This window comes from Vibrio spartinae (assembly GCF_024347135.1).
GTDB lineage: Bacteria > Pseudomonadota > Gammaproteobacteria > Enterobacterales > Vibrionaceae > Vibrio > Vibrio spartinae.
The window spans coordinates 3427308-3446845 of the sequence record NZ_AP024907.1; the positions used below are offsets into that span (position 1 = coordinate 3427308).

Consider the following 19538-nt stretch of genomic DNA (forward strand, 5'->3'; position numbering starts at 1 on the left):
AGTGGTTACGGCGTTCGTGCATTATATGTATTCACAGGACAAACGCGACAATATCAATGCACCATCAAGCGCATCACCTTTGGCATCGATGAGAACAGCCTGATTACGAGGTGATAGCCATGGCACAATCGGCTTAGCCAGCCCACCCATCAAAGTCGCTCCGTTCTCACCTTGATGTGTTAAATAGTCCAGCATTTGATCTATTTCACTTGCAGTCTTTCGCACAAGTTGTGTTGCAACCACATCGCCAAGTTCAGCGTAGTGAAAAATTGTAGGCGAAAACTGGCCCCAATCAGCTGGAGTCGCGTTGGTTGACCAAGTAAGCATCTGTTCTGGCGAGTTGTCAAATTGACTCATTATTTTTCGAGTTAGGGCTGTCGGTTCAATTAAATTCTCATGAGCTTGTAGTGCGCACCGAACCGCTCGGCGTCCTAAAATCGCACCGGATCCTTGATCGGCAAGACTAAACCCCCAGCCTCCGATTCGACTAAATTGCGTACCATCCCATCTCACACCTTGACTGCCTGTACCTGTGATTAGCACGGCACCGCTCTCACCTAAGTGACCGCCAACACAAGCAATTTCAGCATCAGATACGACTTTCATATGAGCAAAACCTTTAAGCGCTTTTTGAACACACTGACGATAGGACTCAACGTTGGCTCCCGCTAAGCCAAGTACCACACTAGTACAAGCCGAGGATTCAAAAGGCAAATTGGCCTGTAAGTAAACATCAGCGATTAGACGACTTACGGTTTCGAATGCTTTATCAAACGCAGAATAGATATTAGCTGAACCCGCTGCACATTCAGCGAGAATCTCACCATCAACATTCATTAAACGAGCTCGACATTTAGTGCCGCCACCATCCACACCGATAAAATATTGACAATCCAAATTGTGTTTCCCCTTGATACATGGTTGAAATGGGTCAATTTGTAACCTTTAGCCAAAATAGATAAAAACAACACCAATATCAACAAAAAAGATTTCATATAAAAAAACTAAATAAAATAAAATAACTCTAATTTATTGATTTATATTTATATATTTAAATTAACACCTAAAATAACTTATTAAAAATCTTTATTTACTTTTTTTTGTGAAGTAAATGAGATAGATTAAATAACATTCATCTATTGATACTATTTGTCTTACCAGAACCGAGCTCGGCTCATAACATAACTGGTCAGGGAGGAAAAATGAAAGTAGGGATAATTGGATTAGGGCATCGCCTTTCTCACGTCCTTAGAGACATGAACAAAGCGGACCCAGATTTTTCAATCACAGGTTATGTCGACCCGGCGCCAGCCGGACTACCAAATTTACACCAATTTGGCATAGAGCCCGGCCAGTCTTATGAAAACCTTGACGCAATGCTAAGTGCCGGAGGCTTTGATTTGCTGATGGTGGGCACCCCCAACTTTATGCATCTTGAGCATATCCGTGCTGGTCTACAAGCAGGTTATACCGTGTTTACGGAAAAGCCGGTGGTCATCAATCAGGAACAAAGCCTTCAGCTAGCCAAACTGGTGAAGGAATACGGTGAAAATAAAATTATTGTGGGGCTGGTACTACGCTATTCTCCGTTATATCAGGATTTAATCATCGCGAAGGAGCAAGGTACACTCGGCGAAATCACCTCGATTGAAGCGACCGAACATATTCCTCCCCACCATGGTGCCTTTTTCATGCGAGACTGGCGCAGAATGGAGAAATACGCCGGACCTTATATTTTAGAAAAATGCTGTCATGACATCGACCTTTACCAAGGGCTCGTTGGTGAGCGTCCGGTGCGTGTTGCCAGCTTCGGCGGTAGAAAATCATTTACGCCCGAACATGCGCCGACAGGAGCCGTTACCGTCGATTCTGAGATGTACCACACTAAGCCCAGCGGCTGGAATAGCACTGACGCCGTGTTTGATAGCGATGCTGATATCATTGACTACCAAAATGCCATTATTGAATACCAAGGCGGTGCCACACTATCGTTTCATGCCAACTTAAATGTCCCTGATGAGTTCCGTCGTTTTTGCGTGATCGGTACCGACGGAATGGCAGAAGGTGATTTTGTCCGTAACTTTTTTAAAGTCCACGATGCTCGAACCACAAACTGCTTAACCGACAAACAGTACGAAGGCACCGCTTATGATGGTCACTACGGCTCAGATGAATTGATGGCACAAGAAGTCGTCAATCACATGCTGCATGGTACACCTCTTAAAGTTTCTGTTGTGGATGCTCTGGAAGCGGGCTTAACGGCTATCATGATCGACCAAGCAAGAAAAAACAAAACCGTAATCGATATGACAGAATGTTGGGCTGAATTCGATAAAGCACTTGGGCGCTAACGACTGATAGTCAGCAGGCCTCCAGTTAGCTGGAATCATGTTCAAAATTAAGCCGCAGCACTAAGCTGCGGCTTTTGTTTTATATACACAAACCTTACATTTGGGCGACACCCCAAAAAATAGACATCCCCCGCAACACCAAAGTGATCAAAGGCGATAAAAAGCGTGAGCAAATATGGCCTATCTATATCAACAAGCATGTCTATATCAACAAGCATGACGAATAAAGTTAGGAATTCGTTAATGGGGATAAGTCACAGAAGGGCTCACGACTCTTGGTAACTAACTGAACACCAGATGCTCATATTAAGTCGTGTCTCCATCGTGAACAAAGACGACTTTTTCCGGATTCCAATTTGAGCCTTCTTGCTGAGTAAAATAGCAAGACTCTAACCTGATCTCCGTCTTACAGATGTTATGAGCAAACACGGCTGGTAATCCATTTGGGTAGAGCCAAACTCCCCAAGGACGAGTCTGTCCTTCTAATATGGTATAGGCATTGTCCATCCCTGAATTATCACTTTGATGTGGGTTACATGGCGGACGAACGTCATAAGTGCCACGATCAGGGTGATGGTGCCCAAGCTGAGCTTGACTGACATTAAACAAACGAATGTCTTTAATCAGCCCTGCCTGCTCGGCATGGAGGTTAATCGCGCCCTCTGAACGAATCGTAATATTAGACATAGTAATATGTTTAATAACGCCACAAGGGCGAGCGGCTTGACGTCTTTTTGCAGTGATATAAATAGAGTCAGCTTTCCCCCAATGACATGGCGCTGTAAACTTGGTTTCGATTGAAATATTGTCAAAGCTAACATTTCGAATATCCCCACCATCACGAGAAACCAACGCTAAGCCTCGATTTGAGTCACTGATAATGCAGTTGCTAAATTTGATATTTTTGAAATCATTGAAACTTTCAGTGCCTATTTTCAACGCAGAGCTATGCGAGTGAATCAAGCAATTTTCGACTAAAATATCTTCGCATGCCTGATCCATTCGAGCAGCCTTACGACTGGTTTTAAGGCACACGCCATCATCGGCAGTGCGCAACTGACAGCCACTCACGATAAAATGGCGGCAACCATCTAAGTCAATCGCATCGGTATTCGTGTATTTAAAGCTATTTTTCACCTTCACATTACTAATCCGTCCGTACTCACATGAGACCATATGCAATGTCCACATTGGCGAATCAATAATGCTGATGTCCTCGATCACCACATCGCGACACTCTTCAAAAATAACAGTACGAGGCCTTTCAGCATCTGGCTTACGGTAGCCAAGTTCATCTGCTATTTCAGCGTTATAAGCCGGTGCGTTACCATTGATCTTACCTTGCCCTAAAAGCCCAACATTTTGTTTGCCTTTGGCAAAGATAAAACCGTAGTAACTTCCTTCAGCGGCGACTTCACTTACCCCCGCAGAAAAGTCGTTATAATTGGGAGAAGCAATTAACTCCGCCCCAACACTCAAATACAGTAACACATTGTTTTCTAGGCAAATACTTCCACTTAAATAGCGGCCTGGTGGTACATACAAGATACCGCCACCTTGTGCGCTCACCGTTGCAATAGCCCGTCGAAATACGTCAGTATTTAGGTTATGTCCATCGGCAATGGGGTGAAAATCATTAAGATTGGTATACATGATAATTCTCTTTGCTTCCTAGATTATTTCACCGCACCCTCAGTGACACCACTGATAAATTTTCGCTGGAATATCAAAAAGATAATAATAAGCGGAAGAATAACAATCATTGCACCAGCCATCAGAACAGGGATGTTTATCGTATTCCTGTTCTGGAAAAACATCATACCAATAGGTAGTGTTCGCAATTCTTCCTTATTCACTAATACCAACGGGATGAGGAACTCATTCCAAGTCCAGATGAATAGCAACAGCCCCAACGTTAATAAGGTCGGACGAATAGCCGGCAACAAAATTTTCCATAAAATCGTAAATCGTGGCGTGTTATCCATAACTGAAGCTTCAATGAGCTCTTTCGGTACTTGATTAAACGCAGTCGCTATCATCAAAGTACTAAACGGAATCGAAAGTGCTACCTGAGGCAAAATAAGTGCTAAACGGGTATTTATTAGTCCGAGCCAGTGCATTTCATGATACAGCGGAATCATAAATGCCTCAGAAGGCAAGACCATGCCAAGTGCAAGCAATAAAGCAAGAAAAGGCTTCCCGGGCAACTTCAAAAACGCGAATGCAAACCCCGACAAAGTACCAAGCGCCATACTTGCAATCACAACCGGGAATACGATCAAAAGCGAGTTCACAAAATATGTTTTAAAGTGTCCTTCTTGCCATGCAGACACATAGTTCTGAAAGCTAAAATGCTCTGGAAGAGAGAAAAAACCTTGCAACATTTCCGATTGAGACTTAAACGATGCCGATAACACCAATAAAAACGGTGCGATGGTCAAAATGGCAAAAAACCACAGTAACATGCGAGATAGCATGGGGTTATTCGAGGTCATTAATGTCGCTCCCTAAGCACAAAATGCAGAAATCCATTTACCGCAAATACAATCGCCATACTGACTAAAGCAACAGCAGAAGCATAACCAAAATGGTGTAAATCAAAACCCTGCTGGTACATATACATATTCGTAATTAAAGTTGATGTTCCCGGACCACCTTGGGTCATTACATAGATCAGATCAAAGGCTTTCAAACTGGCAATAACGGTAAGAATCAAGGCAACACGTACTTCTGGCAGCAATGCTGGTAAAGTAATACGAATGAATTTTTTCCAATGCGTTGAACCATCCAGTTCTGATGCTTCGTGAATTGACGGATCCATACGTTGGATGCCCGACATAAAAAGAACCAGACAAAAACCGAAGAAATACCAAACCGCAACAAAGCCAGTTGCCGGAAGTGCCCAATCAAAATCCCCAAGCCAGGCTTTGGCCATGGACGGCATACCAATATATCTAAAAAATTGATCAATCGGTCCAAATGCTGGGTTATAGAGCCAGCGCCAAACCACACCCAATACTGCCATCGGCATAATATAAGGCATGAAAAATAAAATTCTCATCATGGTGAGCTCTTTTTTATTTTTCAATTCGTTGAGAAAACTACACAGTACCAACCCCAAGCCAATCGGTATCACGGTGTAAAATCCCATCAGTTTGACATTGTTGCCGACCGCTATCCAAAATTTCGGATCATTGAAAATCCCGATGAAATTTTGCAGACCGACAAACACAGGATAGCTACCGCCATCCCATTCCGTCACGCTAACACCCAGTGAGGTCATCAGTGGGAATAAAAGAAAAACGCAGTAAATAAACAATGAAGGTAATACATAGAGCGCATTTCTTGTAATAGAAAGGTTAAGCATGGGCACAATCCCTGTACGACAAGAGGCTGGCTCGTAAGCGCCATGCGCTTACGGCCTCACTGAGATAAAAACTATTGGCGAAGAGACTTCATATAACTTTGGTAATTTTCATCTAGATGACTCGACAGTTGCTGTGGTGTAATTCTGTCCGCCATTAACATCTGTACATTTTCATTAAGCGTAGCCAGCATACTTGGCGTAGACCAGTCGACATAGTGACCAAGTGCATTATCCTTGTTCACTTGGACCCAAGCCGTATAAATATCACCAAGCAATTGATTATCTGCTGGTAAAACGACTTTATCAGCTTGAGCCGCTGGAAGAAAACCATGGCTTAACCAATTCGCTGCCACTTCGCTTGAAACAAGATAATCGATAAACTTCGCGGCAGCCTGTTGCGCTTGTTCGGTGTTAGCGGTAGAGGTAATTGAGAAAGGTAAATCCGTGCCACCGACCATTAAAGGTTTGTCGACACCGTCAAATTTAGGCATGCCAATAAAATGGATATCTTTGTTCGCTTTAAACTGACCGGAGTACCAAGTACCGCTGATGAAGAATGCCGCTTGACCATTTTGAAATAACGTTGCTGCGTCATCCTTACCAATCCCTTGGAAACCTGAGAAAAAGTAACCTTGTTTATTCCAGCTTTGCATCAACGCTGCAGCATGTTCAAGCGCTGCATTTTTAAAAGTACCGCCTTTGCCGTAAATCAGCTTATCCAGAGATTCACGTTTGCTAGCATCAATCTGACTTTCCCAGATAGCACTTAACATTTGTTGCCCGGCGTTACCATCAAGCAACCCAAGTATGATTGGAGCGATACCTTTTGCTTTGAGTTTAGCCATATCCGCTTCAAATTCAGCCATTGTTTTCGGAACGCTAAGACCGGCTTGATCAAGCAAAGCTTTGTTATAATACAAACCTATCATTTCGCCCAAACAGGCAACACCATACAACTCGCCGTCACCAAACTGACCGCTTTTCGACCAGCGATTACGTTTTAAAATCGATTCAGGGAAGCGGGTTGTCCAGTGGTAAGTTTTGTCCAGATCGTCCATTGGTACTAACAAATTTTGCTTGACCAGAGCACCCATATCTCCAACCCCTTGGTTAACCTGAGCAATCTGAGGACCGTCACCAGAGGTCAGCGCAAGTTTTAGCGGAATACGCATATCTGCAAAAGAGTGGATCGAACGTTCAACTGTAATATTTGGATTCTGTTGACTAAAGGTTTTAATCGCGTCTTGAATCACAGCCGATTGACTGGGGTAATTATATATATCCCAGGTATCCACAGTCGTTTTGGCTTGAGTCGAAAACGCCAAACCTGACATAACAATCGGGGTGATTAACGCACATATTTTCTTACGGTTAAAAAAGGGGAATTTACGATCCATGTGGAATCTCCAATAACACAACTCATCATTTCACTAGACGAACCAAACCTTACTTCCTGTACAAGCTTTCGCCTAACCTACAAATAGACTTACTTCTTTTAATGAACAAAGTAAAGCTTTATTTCAAAAATGTTAACAAAATTGTTGTTACGTCAAACTATCAATCAACCAAGTGAATATTCAATTTATAGCGCCAGCTCCGCCCCCCCATCCCCCCGACACTCGACAAAAGCGCTCACCTTAAAATATACATATAACTTATTGTTAATTTATATTTTTTGTAATATCCAAAAGAAATAAGTTCGGTTCCATATCAGAGTCAACACTTAAAATCACATCGCTTCCTAGAGAATTTTTCATGTGAAATACCTGTTTGAAAATGAACAAAAATTCGCCACATTGCACTTTACATATCCGTAATTAAATCTTGCTTAATGTTTTTATTTATTATTTACTGAGAATTAAGTTGATTAACATTCACTCGTAAAGTACAGAAAAGGAGTTCTGTCATGTCAACCCGCTGTTTTATTCGCCAGGCTCGCGTAGAAGATGAAGAAGCCCTTTATCAAATTTGTCTTAAAACCGCTAAGGCAGGTGATGACGCCAGTGATGTCTATAGCGATCCTCACTATCCTGGTCAACTATATGTAATGCCTTATGCCCGTTTTGAACCTGAACTAGCATTTGTCCTAATCTGTAATGAACAAGTGGTCGGCTACGCCGTTGCTACTTCAAATACTCGGCAATTTGAACAGACTCTAGAAAATAAATGGTGGCCGGTACTGCGTCAGGCATACGCAAATCGCGAAGAGCAAAAGCCATTTGACAATAAGGTACTGAATCAAATTCGTCATCCTCATGTTGCCGCCCAAGAGCTAGTATCAAAGTGGCCTGCACACCTGCATATTAACTTACTTCCTCAAGCACAAAGTGGTGGATGGGGAAGTAAACTCATCAGTGCTGTAGTTGATGTCCTTCAGAAAAAGCAAGTCCCTGGGATTCATTTAGGTGTTAACCTACAAAACGAAAAAGTATGTGAATTTTATAAAAAACAAGGATTTACCCATATCATTCGCAGTAACGCGATCTATATGGGTCGCGAACTGTAATGCATAGGAAGGCAGAAAATGGCAAAGCTTGAACTTATCGGCATTAGAAAAAGCTGGGATAATCAGGAAGTCATACACGGTGTTGACTTAAAAATCAAAGATGGCGAATTTATTGTATTTGTCGGCCCGTCAGGTTGCGGAAAATCAACCTTATTACGGATGATATCCGGACTAGAAAAAATCAGCGAAGGCTCTCTAGTGATTGGTCGCAAAGAAATGACGAATACCCCAGCGGCAAATAGAGGCATTGCGATGGTATTTCAGTCATACGCACTGTATCCCAATATGTCAGTCCATAATAACCTCGCTTATCCGCTCGAAATGGCCAAAGTACCTAAAGCAGAAATTGAACAAAAAGTTGCTGAAGTGGCAAAAACACTGCATCTTGAACCAATGCTTGACCGGCACCCCAAAGCACTTTCCGGAGGTCAAAGACAGCGTGTGGCGATTGGCAGAGCCATCATCCGCGAACCCGAAATCTTCTTATTTGACGAGCCACTATCTAACCTTGATGCTGAACTACGCCTCCAAATGCGAATTGAGATAGCCAAACTGCATGAATCTCTGGGGACAACCATGATCTATGTCACTCATGATCAGCTAGAAGCGATGACGTTAGCCGATCGCATTGTCGTACTTCGTGATGGAAGAATTGAGCAAGTTGGCTCACCACTTGAGATCTACCATAACCCGAACAATATCTTTGTCGCCGGATTTATTGGCTCACCCAAAATAAACTTACTTCCGGCAGAAGTGGTCAACGCCTACCAAGGCCAAATCCAAGTTCGCGTACCTGCTCTTGGGCTTGATCACCTGATTTTTAGTCTGGAAGCTCCCGTGAACGAAGGCCAGAAAATTTCTATTGGTTTCCGACCAGAACACATTATTGACGACATCAATGATGTCGCAAATAGTCAAGTATTTAAGATGCCAGTGTCCTATAGCGAGCATCTTGGACATACCAATTACCTTTACCTTAATGTGGGCGAAGAAGATATGTTTGTCGTTGAATCACGCCAAACTGAAGCTATCGCCAATCATAAGCTAGTCGCGTTTGCTGTAGATCCGCAAAAGGCACTGATATTTGATGAAAACGGTTTACGACTTCGCTAATGTCTCGGTGTCATCGGATTACAATACATAAAAAAACCAGCGATCACTCGCTGGCTTTCCATTCTTATTCGTCTTCGTCTTCGTCATCCGGATACAGGGCATCTTCGCCTTCGTAGTAAGTTCCCCAACCGTCATAGATGATGTCAAATTTCTCAGCCAGATGGATCAGCTTTTCAACCTGCTCATCAATGGTTTCAGCATTCAGCGCTGACTGCATTGTTGCATCGCAACAAAACAGGATTTGCTCATCTTCATCATCTTCAACTTCTTCGGCTTCCAACACTTCAAACCCCATCTTAAATGCTTCAACTGCGACTTTTTCAAGCTGCTCAAAAGTTTCAGCAAACAAGTGGTGCTCTATCTCATATAGCGCTTCAGGATCACTACCATCTTCGAGGAGTGCCTGAATAATTTCTCGGGTATCTTCTTTCTGTAATTCGATCAACGACTCAACAGAAACATAATCGTCTTCATGGGACATGTTCATACTCCAGCTTGATATTTAAAAATATTGATGATTAATCCGTCCCACCAACAGTAATTGCATCGAGTTTGAGAGTTGGTTGTCCGACACCGACAGGTAAACTCTGTCCGGCTTTTCCACACACACCAACCCCTTTATCAATTTGTAAATCATTGCCAACCATCGAGACTTGTTGCATCGCTTCAATTCCGGAACCGACTAATGTCGCCCCTTTGATAGGTCGGGTAATTTTGCCGTTTTCGATCAAATAGGCTTCAGATGCAGAAAAAACAAACTTTCCGGAGGTAATATCCACCTGTCCACCGCCAAAGTTTGGGGCATACACGCCCTTCTCAACCGTTGCAATAATTTCTTCCGGTGTATGCTGACCGGGAAGCATATATGTATTAGTCATTCTCGGCATCGGTAAATGCGCATAAGACTCCCGGCGACCATTGCCGGTCGGTGCCATCCCCATCAGGCGTGCATTCAATTTGTCTTGCATATATCCTTTCAGCACACCATTTTCGATCAGGACATTATACTGCCCCTGAACCCCTTCATCATCAACATTCAATGATCCGCGGCGATCTTTTAATGTGCCGTCATCAACGATGGTACAAAGATCTGAGGTGACTTTTTGCCCAATCTTACCGGAAAAGACAGAAGACCCCTTGCGATTAAAGTCACCTTCAAGCCCATGACCGACGGCTTCATGTAGTAATACGCCCGGCCAACCGGCTCCGAGGACAACAGGCATGGTTCCCGCTGGTGCGGCAACCGCGTCGAGATTGACTAATGCCTGCCGGATGGCTTCATCAGCAAATTCATAAGCCACGGCCATGCCATCTCGCTCAGTCAGAAAGTAGTCATACCCCACTCGACCACCGCCTCCGGCGCTACCTTTTTCACGCCGATCACCTTTTTGTGCCAGTACACTAATAGATAATCGGACTAACGGCCGCGTATCTCCGGCATATGTTCCATCGGTGGCAGCAATCAATACTTGTTCATAGACACCACTCAGACTGATCGATACTTCTTGAATCAGTGGCTCTTTGGTCCGGATGTAAGCATCTAATGCTTTCAGTAATTCGGTCTTCTGTTGCTTTTGCCAGCTATCCAGCGGATTATCCATACCATAATAATCCTGCGTATTGCTGCGGGAAAATGGCCGGACTCGCTGTTGACCGCTTTGGCCTTGCTGAGCGATCCCTCTTGCTGCGGTCGCACTCTGCTGCAAAGCCTCTTCAGTTAACTGATCCGAATAAGCAAAACCGGTTTTTTCGCCACTGACTGCCCGGACACCAACGCCCCGATCAATATTGAAAGATCCGTCTTTAATCAAACCATCTTCCAGAACCAGCGATTCATGCCAACTGGACTGAAAATACAGATCCGCATAATCGATCTGCCGAGCCATCATAGTCGACAACGTTTGCTCAATGAATTGTTCAGAAAGCCCGGTCGGATGAAGCAGTGCTTTTTCTATATGTTCAATTGTCATAATTCGCTCTTCTGTTCCAAAAACTGATTGCTAAATCTTGTATGAGATAATACCGGCATTGAAGTTCTCACCTGAGCTAACAAATCAAGATCAATATCGGCGACCAATGTCGCTGCGGTTTGTGCCAGACTTGCTACGATCTCTCCCCAAGGGTTAATCACCATGGAGTGACCCCAAGTTTCCCGGCCTCCCTCATGGACACCGCCCTGATTGACAGCAACGACCCAGCATTGGGTTTCAATCGCTCTGGCTCTCAGGAGTATCTCCCAGTGAGCACGTCCGGTCACAGCGGTAAACGCGGCCGGAACCAATATCACCTGAGCACCTTGCTGGCGTAACACGGAATAGAGATGCGGGAAACGCACATCATAACAAATCGATAGTCCCAACTCACCAAACGGTGTTGACGCGAGCCGGACTTCCGAGCCGGGAAGAAAGATATCTGACTCGCGATAATGGCGGTGTCCATCGGCAACATCAACGTCAAACATATGCAGCTTATCATAAGATGTGACGAGCTGACCGTCAGCGGAATACACCAGCAGAGTGGTTGTCACTCCCTGTGGCGTTCTCACCGGAAAACTACCGATAAAAAGCCAGACTGAAAACGCTTTCGCAATCCGGCTCAAACCATCCTGTAAAGGACCGTTCCCCAGCACTTCAGCATGATGATGATAGTCCTGTTTAGAACCGAAAACGATGGCATTTTCCGGTGTCACAATCCACTCAGCTCCCTGAGCAGATAATGCTTCAACCTGTGCCTCAATCCACCGTATATTGTGCTCCGGATCAGACCCGGATGTCATCTGAATTAAACCGACTCGGCTCATTGGGTTGCTCCTTGTTTGTGTTGCTGTGCTTCTTCTCGTAGTTTTTCCGGCAGTTTGAACTCTCCTTTACTACGAGAGATCTCTTTCACGACAGGACTGTCAATCGACCCTTTCACTTCATAATTGACTTCCGAGAATACCTCAACCACCGGGGAGATCACTGTTGTGATGGCTAACACATAGAGTGCTGTTACTGGGTTGACGGCAAAAGCACTAAGCACAGGTAATCCTGAAGTCACATCGGGCACAAAATTAACTTCAGCATCAATGGTATTGGCATTCAGGTCAACCATACCTTTAATGGTCATATTGCCAGCCAAGGCATCCATCTCAATATTATTGGTCACGAACACACCCTGTGATATTTCTCCGCTCCCTTCAATGGAGTCAAACGCCATTCCCTGATCAAACACATCACTGAAATCGAGCTGCATCTTACGAATAATAGAATCTAAACTAAATAATCCCAGAAAACGTGCCGTCCCACTGACATCGGAGATGCTGCCTTTGCCAAGCTTGGAACTGACCGAGCCTTTGAGGGTATCAACCTGTGCCGCCCATGGCGCGCCATCCCATGCCATCTGCGTCTTGATCGAGAACGGGGCATTTTGAATCCCCGACGTGATACCAAAGCGCTCCATCAGATCACTATTATTATCACCTTTCAAGTCCATGTTTAGCACAGTATGGGACTGTTTCCCATCCAGTGTCCACTGACCATTGGCATGAATTTCATTGCTTCCGCTGACGATATCAATCTTTTTCCATGACAGTTCTTTCCCCTGACGCTGGAAATCCATATTCAAATGACCAACTTTATACCCCTGAAACCAGAAGTCTTTGATCACTAATGTCAGGTTTGGCATCAGCTGATGAAACTGACGATCAAAATGAGTAATACGGCGCTCACTGTGACGAGATTCATCAATAAATAATGAATCGTGCTCTTTGCGCTTTTCCAAGGCAGGGATATAAAGATGCAGTTGATCCAAAGCCACACTCAAATCATAGGGCGCAATATAATTGGCTTTCCCTTTCACTTCTTGACTCTGGAGATTCATACGCCAGCCAAAACTTTTATGTCGGGCAAGAAAATCCACATCATGCCATTCCAGTGTCGCCAGTGTCAGATCTTTCACCTGCAATTCGACATGATCCGGTATCGGAATTTGTGGCATTGACATCGCTTGACGGGCGCTGGTTTTCGGTGCACCAGAAGGTACGTCTTCTTTGGTCAGCAATGTAATCCACTGATCGAGGTCGAAATGGTTCAGGCGGATAGAGGCTGAATGACCGACAATCGGACTGACTTTAAAGCTCCCGTTCCCTAAAATCAGGTTGGTTGCCGTGAGCACCGGCTCAGACTGTGTGACATCGATTTCTGTCTGATACTTAGCATGAGGCATTTGGATCCGGGCACTGATCGTTTCCTGATTACCAGAAATCTGTAGTACGGCTTTCCCGGGGTCCTGAGCCTTTTTATTGAGTGGATAAGGATACTGACTGGCCATCGCTTGCAAATCAGTATTCAGGTTTGCCTGATAAGAAAAACCAATATCATTGAGCTGAATATCAACGCCCATCTCCCACGGTGCATGACCGGAGAGCGGTGTAATCCATTTTTGGCCGACATAAGATGCCAAGGGCGTGACTTCCCAATCGCCTACCGTATCAATGTGAACATTGTATCCCTTACTGCTGCTTTCTCCTTGAAAATCCCATGTGACAGGTTGGCCTAACATTTCCCCCTGCAACGCTGACGCGGTGACAACATCATTATCAAAACGAATACGGCCGAAAACTTTGCGTAAATCAAGTGAGGGGGATTGAATATCAACGCGATTATTCTTCAGGTCTGCCCATCCCCATGCTCTCGGCTCTTGGTGACTTTCAAAAGGAATATTGAGCTGAAACTCAGATTGGATCTTACCATTAACCTGCACGGTTGTTAATGCGGCACCGACCGAATGAACCAACGGGGTCGATGTCATAAAATCACGTAAAGCATTGCCTTGGGCTTCTGCTTTCGCTTCAATTTCAATATGTCCTGAATGAATTAAAGCCGGAATCCGGCCGGTAATCCGTAGCGCATTCACATCCATCAGATGTGCTTGTCTCGAATCCAGATACATGGATTCATTCTGAAACAGCAGATTTAGCTGTAAATCGGTTAGCGGTGGCCATGCCGTATTGTAACTGAACCGGGCGTTTTTTAACCCGACCCAAGCCTGAAAAATACCGTCATGACGCCGATAAGGAAAATCTTTAAGACGCCCGTACCACAGTATCTTCGCCGTCTTGACCTTTCCACCCTGAATAGAAGACGACAGATAATCGGTCAATTCATCGCCTAATGCCCGAACCGGCAGATAACGCCATGTTTCTCCGGCTTGAAAGAGATCAACTTCGGTATACAGTGACAGTAACGGACTCTGATCATGAACAACATCCAGTTTAAATTGACCAACGGTCTGTAAATCCGGCGTTCGTACGGCAACGTGATCTGACCATAATGACCAGCCATCCGCCGTAGACTGCCAGACTAAATTGACTTGGCCTTTTTGGATAATCAGCGGTGCCTGAAACACATCACCGTAAGGGAGTGTGTCATCATCCAGATTGGCGCGAATCACCGCTTTATCGGTATTGCCACGGATACTTGCCTGAAGATGATGAACTTCCGGCAACAAATACCACTGCTGAATTGCCCCTTCGGAAAGTTGTGCAGAATATTGCCGGATGCCCTGCATATCACCGGCTAAGCGAATATCATGCAATGTGCCTTCCGGTTTCAGTTGTGCCAACATTCCTTGCAATTGCTCTGACAAAGGCATCCGTTTCATCAGCGGCACTAATGAACCGATGTTGATCTCACCGATATTCATCAGCCAATGATCCGGCTTCCATTTCATCAAAAAATTGAGTTCCGGCCATTGGGTCTCATCTGTTTGTAATACCACAGACTGAGCTTGAATCACCATGCCATCTTGCTTCGGAATCAGCCGGAATACCCCTTCCTGCATGTGTAAACGATGTCGTTTACCTGTCGCTGAATCTGGATGTTGATTGGATAAATCCGACCAGAACAGATCGGAAGGACGAACCTGAACATAACCATCTTTCGGGGTATTATGCTCGAACGTTAACCAGCCATCAAAACTGACTTGACCGCTCTGAATACCCGTCTCTTTTTTCAGGTACTGAGTCAGCCATGGACCAACGCTAATATTGTCCGAACTGACATAAAACTGGCCAGAAATATCATGGAATGAGTCAAAATCCTCAAAGTCAGCACGAACAGAAAGAGAATTAATACCGGTATTGGTGACACTCACCACGCCTTGAGCCTGATGGTGGTGATCATTATTCTTCCATTTCAGTCTGGCAATTTCCAGTTGTCGGATACCCCCCGAGATTGAACGGTAACGAATGGTCGAGTCCACAACCGAAAAATCATCGAGCTGACGCAGAAAAATATTGTCCAGATGACGAATGGTTTCCTGTTGTATTTTTTTTTGCTCTTCCCGGTCGAGGGAGTCATTGGACGGCAGTTGTTGAAACAGATCAACCGAACTCACATCGAGTTTTGACCGGTGAATCACTAAATTTGCAACCACGGGCTGCCATTGCAGCAGTGATTTAAATAAATCGAATTCAATATCAACCCGATCAGCGGCAAAATGGATATTCGATTCATCGGGTAAATGCGCTTGAAACCCCGTCAAAGAAAGAGAAGGGTGGCGATTACGCCAGAATCCTTGTATATCCTTCACAGAAAACTGAATTTCAGCCTGCCTGTTCATCCATTCGGTCATCGGTACCTGATACTGATTCATATGAGGTAAAGCCACTCTCAAAGCTGAAATCAGAATCGCAAGCAAAACCAACAGGCTTAATAAAAGCCATAGTAATGTCCGAACAAGACGAGAAACTATAAAACGCACAATACCCTACTCAGTTAAGTCACATCATGACAACATCAAACTGTTCCTGGACATACAAATGTTCCGCTTGAATCCGTACCTGTTTGCCAATAAAGAGCTCAAGCTCAGCCAACGCATGAGATTCATCCCCCTGTAAAGAATCGGCGACTGCTGGCGAAGCATACACAACAAAGTTATCGGCATCGTAAGCCCGGTTAACCCGGGTGATTTCACGCAAAATTTCAAAACAAACGGTTTCAACGGTTTTGACTTGTCCACGTCCTTCACATGTTGGACAAGTCGAACACAACACATGTTCAATACTTTCTCGTGTTCTCTTGCGTGTCATCTCTACCAATCCCAAATGCGTAAAGCCATTGATATTGGTTTTAACACGATCTTTACTCAGTGCCATTTCTAAGGAGGTCAACACACGGGTCTGATGCTCTTCCGAGCTCATATCAATAAAATCAATAATAATGATGCCCCCCAGATTGCGCAGCCGAAGTTGACGGGCAATCGCTTGGGTTGCTTCTATATTGGTGTTGAAAATCGTCTCTTCCAGATTGCGACGGCCGACAAACGCCCCCGTATTAATATCAATGGTGGTCATGGCTTCCGTTTGATCGATAATCAGATAGCCACCGGATTTCAGCTCAACCTTACGCTCCAGAGAACGCTGGATTTCATTCTCTGTATCATACATATCAAAAATAGGTTTATCGCCTTCATACAACACCAGTTTCTCGGTCAGTTCCGGCACATATTCAGAGGTGAATTCTTTGAGATTTTCAAACTCCAGACGCGAATCCACCAAAACTTTGGTTAAATCAGTTCCGACGAAATCTCTGAGAATCCGTTGTGACAGCCCCAGTTCGCCATAAAGGGTGGTACGCGTTTTATACTTTGCCCGCCGCTCGATGATCTTGCTCCACAAACGCTTGAGAAAAGCGGCATCCTGAGACAGTTCTTTCCCATCCGCACCTTCTGCCGCAGTCCGGATAATGAAGCCTCCCAGCTCATCACAATAATTGGCGACGATATTCTTGAGACGTTCTCTTTCGCATTCACTTTCAATCCGTTGGGAGACACCGACATGACTGGCACCGGGCATAAAGACCAGATAACGGGAAGGCAATGTAATATCCGTCGTCAGGCGAGCCCCTTTGGTACCGAGAGGATCTTTGACAACCTGCACGACGATATCTTGTCCCTGGCGGACAAGTTCAGAAATATCGCGTACCTGAAACTGTTGCTTCTCATTTTCCGCCACACATTCGGTGTGGGGAACAATATCCGAAGCATGAAGAAAAGCAGCCTTATCCAGACCGATATCAACAAATGCAGCCTGCATACCGGGCAACACCCGGCTCACTTTTCCTTTATAGATATTTCCGACGATACCGCGTTTTGCATCCCGCTCGATATGGATTTCCTGAAGGACGCCACCTTCTATCATCGCCACGCGACTCTCACTCGGAGTTACATTCAACAACAACTCTGCACTCATGAGCGCACCTCAATTTGATTTTATAAAAATTTATGCAAGAGCTGGTCAGTTTCAAATAGCGGTAGCCCGACAACGGCAAAATAACTACCTTCAATCCGAGTTACAAATTTTCCACCCAATCCCTGAATACCATAACTGCCAGCTTTATCACACGGTTCTCCCGATTGCCAATAACGGTCTATTTCATGATCCGACAACGGCTTAAACCATACATCGGTGGTTACAACTATCGTGTGTGTTTGTTGGGCATCAGTCACCGTCACTGCGGTCATGACCTGATGGTTTCGCCCAGAAAGCTGCAAGAGCATCTGTCGTGCATGAGTCAAACATGTCGGTTTTTCGAGAATATGCTGATCAATCACCACAATCGTATCAGCGCCTAAAACAACCGCTTGCTCTGACGTCACCATGTCCAAACCTGCGATTGCCTTTTCCCGGGATAATCTCGACACATAGGCTTTCGCGGATTCATGAGCCTGATGCTCTTCTGCAACCTCAGGTAAAATGATATCGAACGAGTAACCTAACTGCGTCAGGAGCTCTTTTCGTCTCGGGGAAGCCGATGCAAGATAAAGTAGCCGGTCATTCATCGAATATTCCAGTAGCGTCTCACGCGCCTCAGCAGCAGGAAAAGCCACGGCCATAAAATGCAACTAATGATCCCGCCCCATAAAGAAAGAGCATTGAACTCAACAGGCCGGAACAAAAACTCCCCGCCCAGAACCATGATATCCAGCGCGATTGTCAGGAACCCAATCACGATCGCCTGCTGCCACAACGCCATATTCCGCAGAATCAAAAAATTCATCGCAACAATATACACAATAATAGACAACATCATGCCACGGATGCCTAAGGTCGAACCGAGAATCAAGTCCCAGAGTAACCCAAGCACCAGCGCAGTTCCGACATTCACACGATGAGGCAGCGCGAGTACCCAATAACAGAGAATCAGTAAGACCCATGAAGGACGCAATAACTCAAGCGCCCCCGGCCATGGAATGGTCTGCAAAACGAGCGCACAAAAGAAGGATACCCAGATCACAATATGTCCTTTCAGGACTCTATTGGCCACGCTGCCCCTCCTTATCCAATGTATCGATTAAAGACTGACGAGCGTTCTGTTGTCGATCCTCGTTCGGCCAGACCAGCAACAAATAACGTAAGCGATCAAAATCAACCACCGGCCTTGCTTCAATCACAGCGAACTCTCGACGGGTGTCTTTATCCACTTTAGACACTCTGGCAACAGGATAACCTTCCGGATAAATGCCCCCTAATCCTGAGGATGCTAATAAATCTCCCACTTCAATATCGGTACTACTCGGAATATGTTCCAGTTGAATATACTCCGATTGCCCATTACCGGAGGCAATCACTCGAATATCATTACGTAGATCCTGAACAGGAATCGCACTATTTGCATCAATCAGCAGCAAAACCCGGCTATTATGCGCTGCCACAAAAGTCACCTGACCGACAATTCCGTTTTCATTAATGACGGGTTGGCCTTCATAAACACCATCGGTCCGGCCTTTATCAATCACAACTTGGTGGGTATAAGGTGAGGTATCGACAGCCATTACTTCCGTGACCATCTTGCGCTCATCCCGGACAAAAGAAGATCCCAGGAGCTTTCTTAAGCGCTGATTTTCTTCTCTATACTGGTTGAATAAAATCAAATCACTTCTGAGCGTCAACACTTCTTGTTTCAGGCGTTGATTGGATTCTAATAGCGTCCGATGACTCTGCATCCGTTCATATAAACCATCAAATAAAACCCGTGGCAGATCGGCAGCATACTGAATGGGCGCAACGAAACTGTTGAGGAAATAACGTACGTGAGAAAAAGTATTTAAACGACTATCAGCCAGCATGAGACTGGCTGATAAGACAACGGCAAAAAACAGACGTAGCGAAAGAGATGGACCTCGCCCAAAAATTGGCTTCATGATGACAATCCCGTTT

Annotated in this window: 16 protein-coding genes; 3 read left to right on the plus strand and 13 right to left on the minus strand. The window is 44.9% G+C overall.

The features are described from left to right. Nucleotides 1-21: 21 nt before the first annotated feature. Nucleotides 22-897 carry a BadF/BadG/BcrA/BcrD ATPase family protein gene (locus tag OCU60_RS15415; protein ID WP_074371473.1) on the minus strand — a complete coding sequence of 292 codons (876 nt, stop codon included), beginning with the start codon at nt 895-897 and terminating at the stop codon, nt 22-24. Nucleotides 898-1202: 305 nt separating this feature from the next. On the opposite strand from OCU60_RS15415, the gene OCU60_RS15420 reads away from it, so the two are divergent. Continuing rightward, the gene (locus tag OCU60_RS15420; RefSeq protein WP_074371474.1) at nt 1203-2351 is read left to right on the plus strand and encodes a Gfo/Idh/MocA family protein; all 1149 of its coding nucleotides are present in this window, start codon (nt 1203-1205) and stop codon (nt 2349-2351) included. Nucleotides 2352-2657: 306 nt separating this feature from the next. Here OCU60_RS15420 and OCU60_RS15425 read toward each other — a convergent pair whose 3' ends face one another. The 4 genes from OCU60_RS15425 to OCU60_RS15440 all read right to left on the minus strand — a co-directional run bounded on the left by OCU60_RS15425 (nt 2658) and on the right by OCU60_RS15440 (nt 7115). Then, entirely contained in the window at nt 2658-4004 is a 1347-nt protein-coding gene (locus OCU60_RS15425; RefSeq protein WP_074371475.1) for a glycoside hydrolase family 28 protein, read from the minus strand. A gap of 23 nt (nt 4005-4027) precedes the next feature. Further along, on the minus strand, nt 4028-4846 hold the full coding sequence (locus tag OCU60_RS15430; protein ID WP_072958094.1) for a carbohydrate ABC transporter permease: 819 nt from the start codon (nt 4844-4846) through the stop codon (nt 4028-4030). Continuing rightward, nucleotides 4846-5718, minus strand: a complete 873-nt coding sequence (locus tag OCU60_RS15435) for a carbohydrate ABC transporter permease (protein WP_074371476.1) — start codon at nt 5716-5718, stop codon at nt 4846-4848. Before OCU60_RS15435 ends, OCU60_RS15430 begins: the two co-directional genes overlap by 1 nt. Nucleotides 5719-5789: 71 nt before the next feature. Continuing rightward, nucleotides 5790-7115 carry an extracellular solute-binding protein gene (locus OCU60_RS15440; protein WP_074371477.1) on the minus strand — a complete coding sequence of 442 codons (1326 nt, stop codon included), beginning with the start codon at nt 7113-7115 and terminating at the stop codon, nt 5790-5792. A 509-nt stretch (nt 7116-7624) separates the two neighbouring features. On the opposite strand from OCU60_RS15440, the gene OCU60_RS15445 reads away from it, so the two are divergent. Next, a complete protein-coding gene (locus OCU60_RS15445) occupies nt 7625-8224 on the plus strand; it encodes a GNAT family N-acetyltransferase (RefSeq protein WP_074371478.1) in 600 nt (199 codons plus the stop codon). 18 nt (nt 8225-8242) lie between these two features. Continuing rightward, nucleotides 8243-9337, plus strand: a complete 1095-nt coding sequence (locus OCU60_RS15450) for an ABC transporter ATP-binding protein (RefSeq protein ID WP_074371479.1) — start codon at nt 8243-8245, stop codon at nt 9335-9337. 64 nt (nt 9338-9401) lie between these two features. Here the strand turns inward: OCU60_RS15450 and rraB are convergent, their stop codons facing one another. From rraB to mreC, 8 genes are read right to left on the minus strand one after another with little or no spacing between them, the layout of a single operon-like run. Beyond that, on the minus strand, nt 9402-9818 hold the full coding sequence (rraB, locus tag OCU60_RS15455; RefSeq protein ID WP_074371480.1) for a ribonuclease E inhibitor RraB: 417 nt from the start codon (nt 9816-9818) through the stop codon (nt 9402-9404). A 37-nt stretch (nt 9819-9855) separates the two neighbouring features. Continuing rightward, nucleotides 9856-11307 carry a metalloprotease TldD gene (tldD, locus tag OCU60_RS15460; RefSeq protein WP_074371481.1) on the minus strand — a complete coding sequence of 484 codons (1452 nt, stop codon included), beginning with the start codon at nt 11305-11307 and terminating at the stop codon, nt 9856-9858. Next, nucleotides 11304-12137, minus strand: coding sequence for a carbon-nitrogen hydrolase family protein (locus tag OCU60_RS15465; RefSeq protein WP_074371482.1), 834 nt, complete (start codon nt 12135-12137; stop codon nt 11304-11306). Before OCU60_RS15465 ends, tldD begins: the two co-directional genes overlap by 4 nt. Next, a complete protein-coding gene (locus tag OCU60_RS15470) occupies nt 12134-16081 on the minus strand; it encodes a YhdP family protein (protein ID WP_074371483.1) in 3948 nt (1315 codons plus the stop codon). The genes OCU60_RS15465 and OCU60_RS15470 overlap by 4 nt, the downstream gene beginning before the upstream one ends. 19 nt (nt 16082-16100) lie before the next feature. Beyond that, nucleotides 16101-17570 (minus strand): ribonuclease G, encoded by a 1470-nt coding sequence (gene rng / locus OCU60_RS15475; protein WP_074371484.1) that lies wholly within the window; start codon nt 17568-17570, stop codon nt 16101-16103. A gap of 20 nt (nt 17571-17590) precedes the next feature. After that, a complete protein-coding gene (locus OCU60_RS15480) occupies nt 17591-18160 on the minus strand; it encodes a Maf family protein (protein ID WP_074371485.1) in 570 nt (189 codons plus the stop codon). Beyond that, nucleotides 18157-18645, minus strand: coding sequence for a rod shape-determining protein MreD (mreD, locus tag OCU60_RS15485; protein ID WP_074371486.1), 489 nt, complete (start codon nt 18643-18645; stop codon nt 18157-18159). The genes OCU60_RS15480 and mreD overlap by 4 nt, the downstream gene beginning before the upstream one ends. Then, entirely contained in the window at nt 18635-19522 is an 888-nt protein-coding gene (mreC, locus tag OCU60_RS15490) for a rod shape-determining protein MreC (protein WP_074371487.1), read from the minus strand. The genes mreD and mreC overlap by 11 nt, the downstream gene beginning before the upstream one ends. Nucleotides 19523-19538: the final 16 nt, after the last annotated feature.

Coding starts and splice junctions, on each gene's coding strand:
- rng (WP_074371484.1), bottom strand. CDS start 17,570: ATGAGTGCAGAGTTGTTGTTGAATGTAACTCCGAGTGAGAGTCGCGTG.
- OCU60_RS15425 (WP_074371475.1), bottom strand. CDS start 4,004: ATGTATACCAATCTTAATGATTTTCACCCCATTGCCGATGGACATAAC.
- OCU60_RS15465 (WP_074371482.1), bottom strand. CDS start 12,137: ATGAGCCGAGTCGGTTTAATTCAGATGACATCCGGGTCTGATCCGGAG.
- OCU60_RS15420 (WP_074371474.1), top strand. CDS start 1,203: ATGAAAGTAGGGATAATTGGATTAGGGCATCGCCTTTCTCACGTCCTT.
- OCU60_RS15435 (WP_074371476.1), bottom strand. CDS start 5,718: ATGCTTAACCTTTCTATTACAAGAAATGCGCTCTATGTATTACCTTCA.
- OCU60_RS15480 (WP_074371485.1), bottom strand. CDS start 18,160: ATGAATGACCGGCTACTTTATCTTGCATCGGCTTCCCCGAGACGAAAA.
- OCU60_RS15440 (WP_074371477.1), bottom strand. CDS start 7,115: ATGGATCGTAAATTCCCCTTTTTTAACCGTAAGAAAATATGTGCGTTA.
- OCU60_RS15450 (WP_074371479.1), top strand. CDS start 8,243: ATGGCAAAGCTTGAACTTATCGGCATTAGAAAAAGCTGGGATAATCAG.
- OCU60_RS15430 (WP_072958094.1), bottom strand. CDS start 4,846: ATGACCTCGAATAACCCCATGCTATCTCGCATGTTACTGTGGTTTTTT.
- mreC (WP_074371487.1), bottom strand. CDS start 19,522: ATGAAGCCAATTTTTGGGCGAGGTCCATCTCTTTCGCTACGTCTGTTT.
- tldD (WP_074371481.1), bottom strand. CDS start 11,307: ATGACAATTGAACATATAGAAAAAGCACTGCTTCATCCGACCGGGCTT.
- rraB (WP_074371480.1), bottom strand. CDS start 9,818: ATGTCCCATGAAGACGATTATGTTTCTGTTGAGTCGTTGATCGAATTA.
- OCU60_RS15445 (WP_074371478.1), top strand. CDS start 7,625: ATGTCAACCCGCTGTTTTATTCGCCAGGCTCGCGTAGAAGATGAAGAA.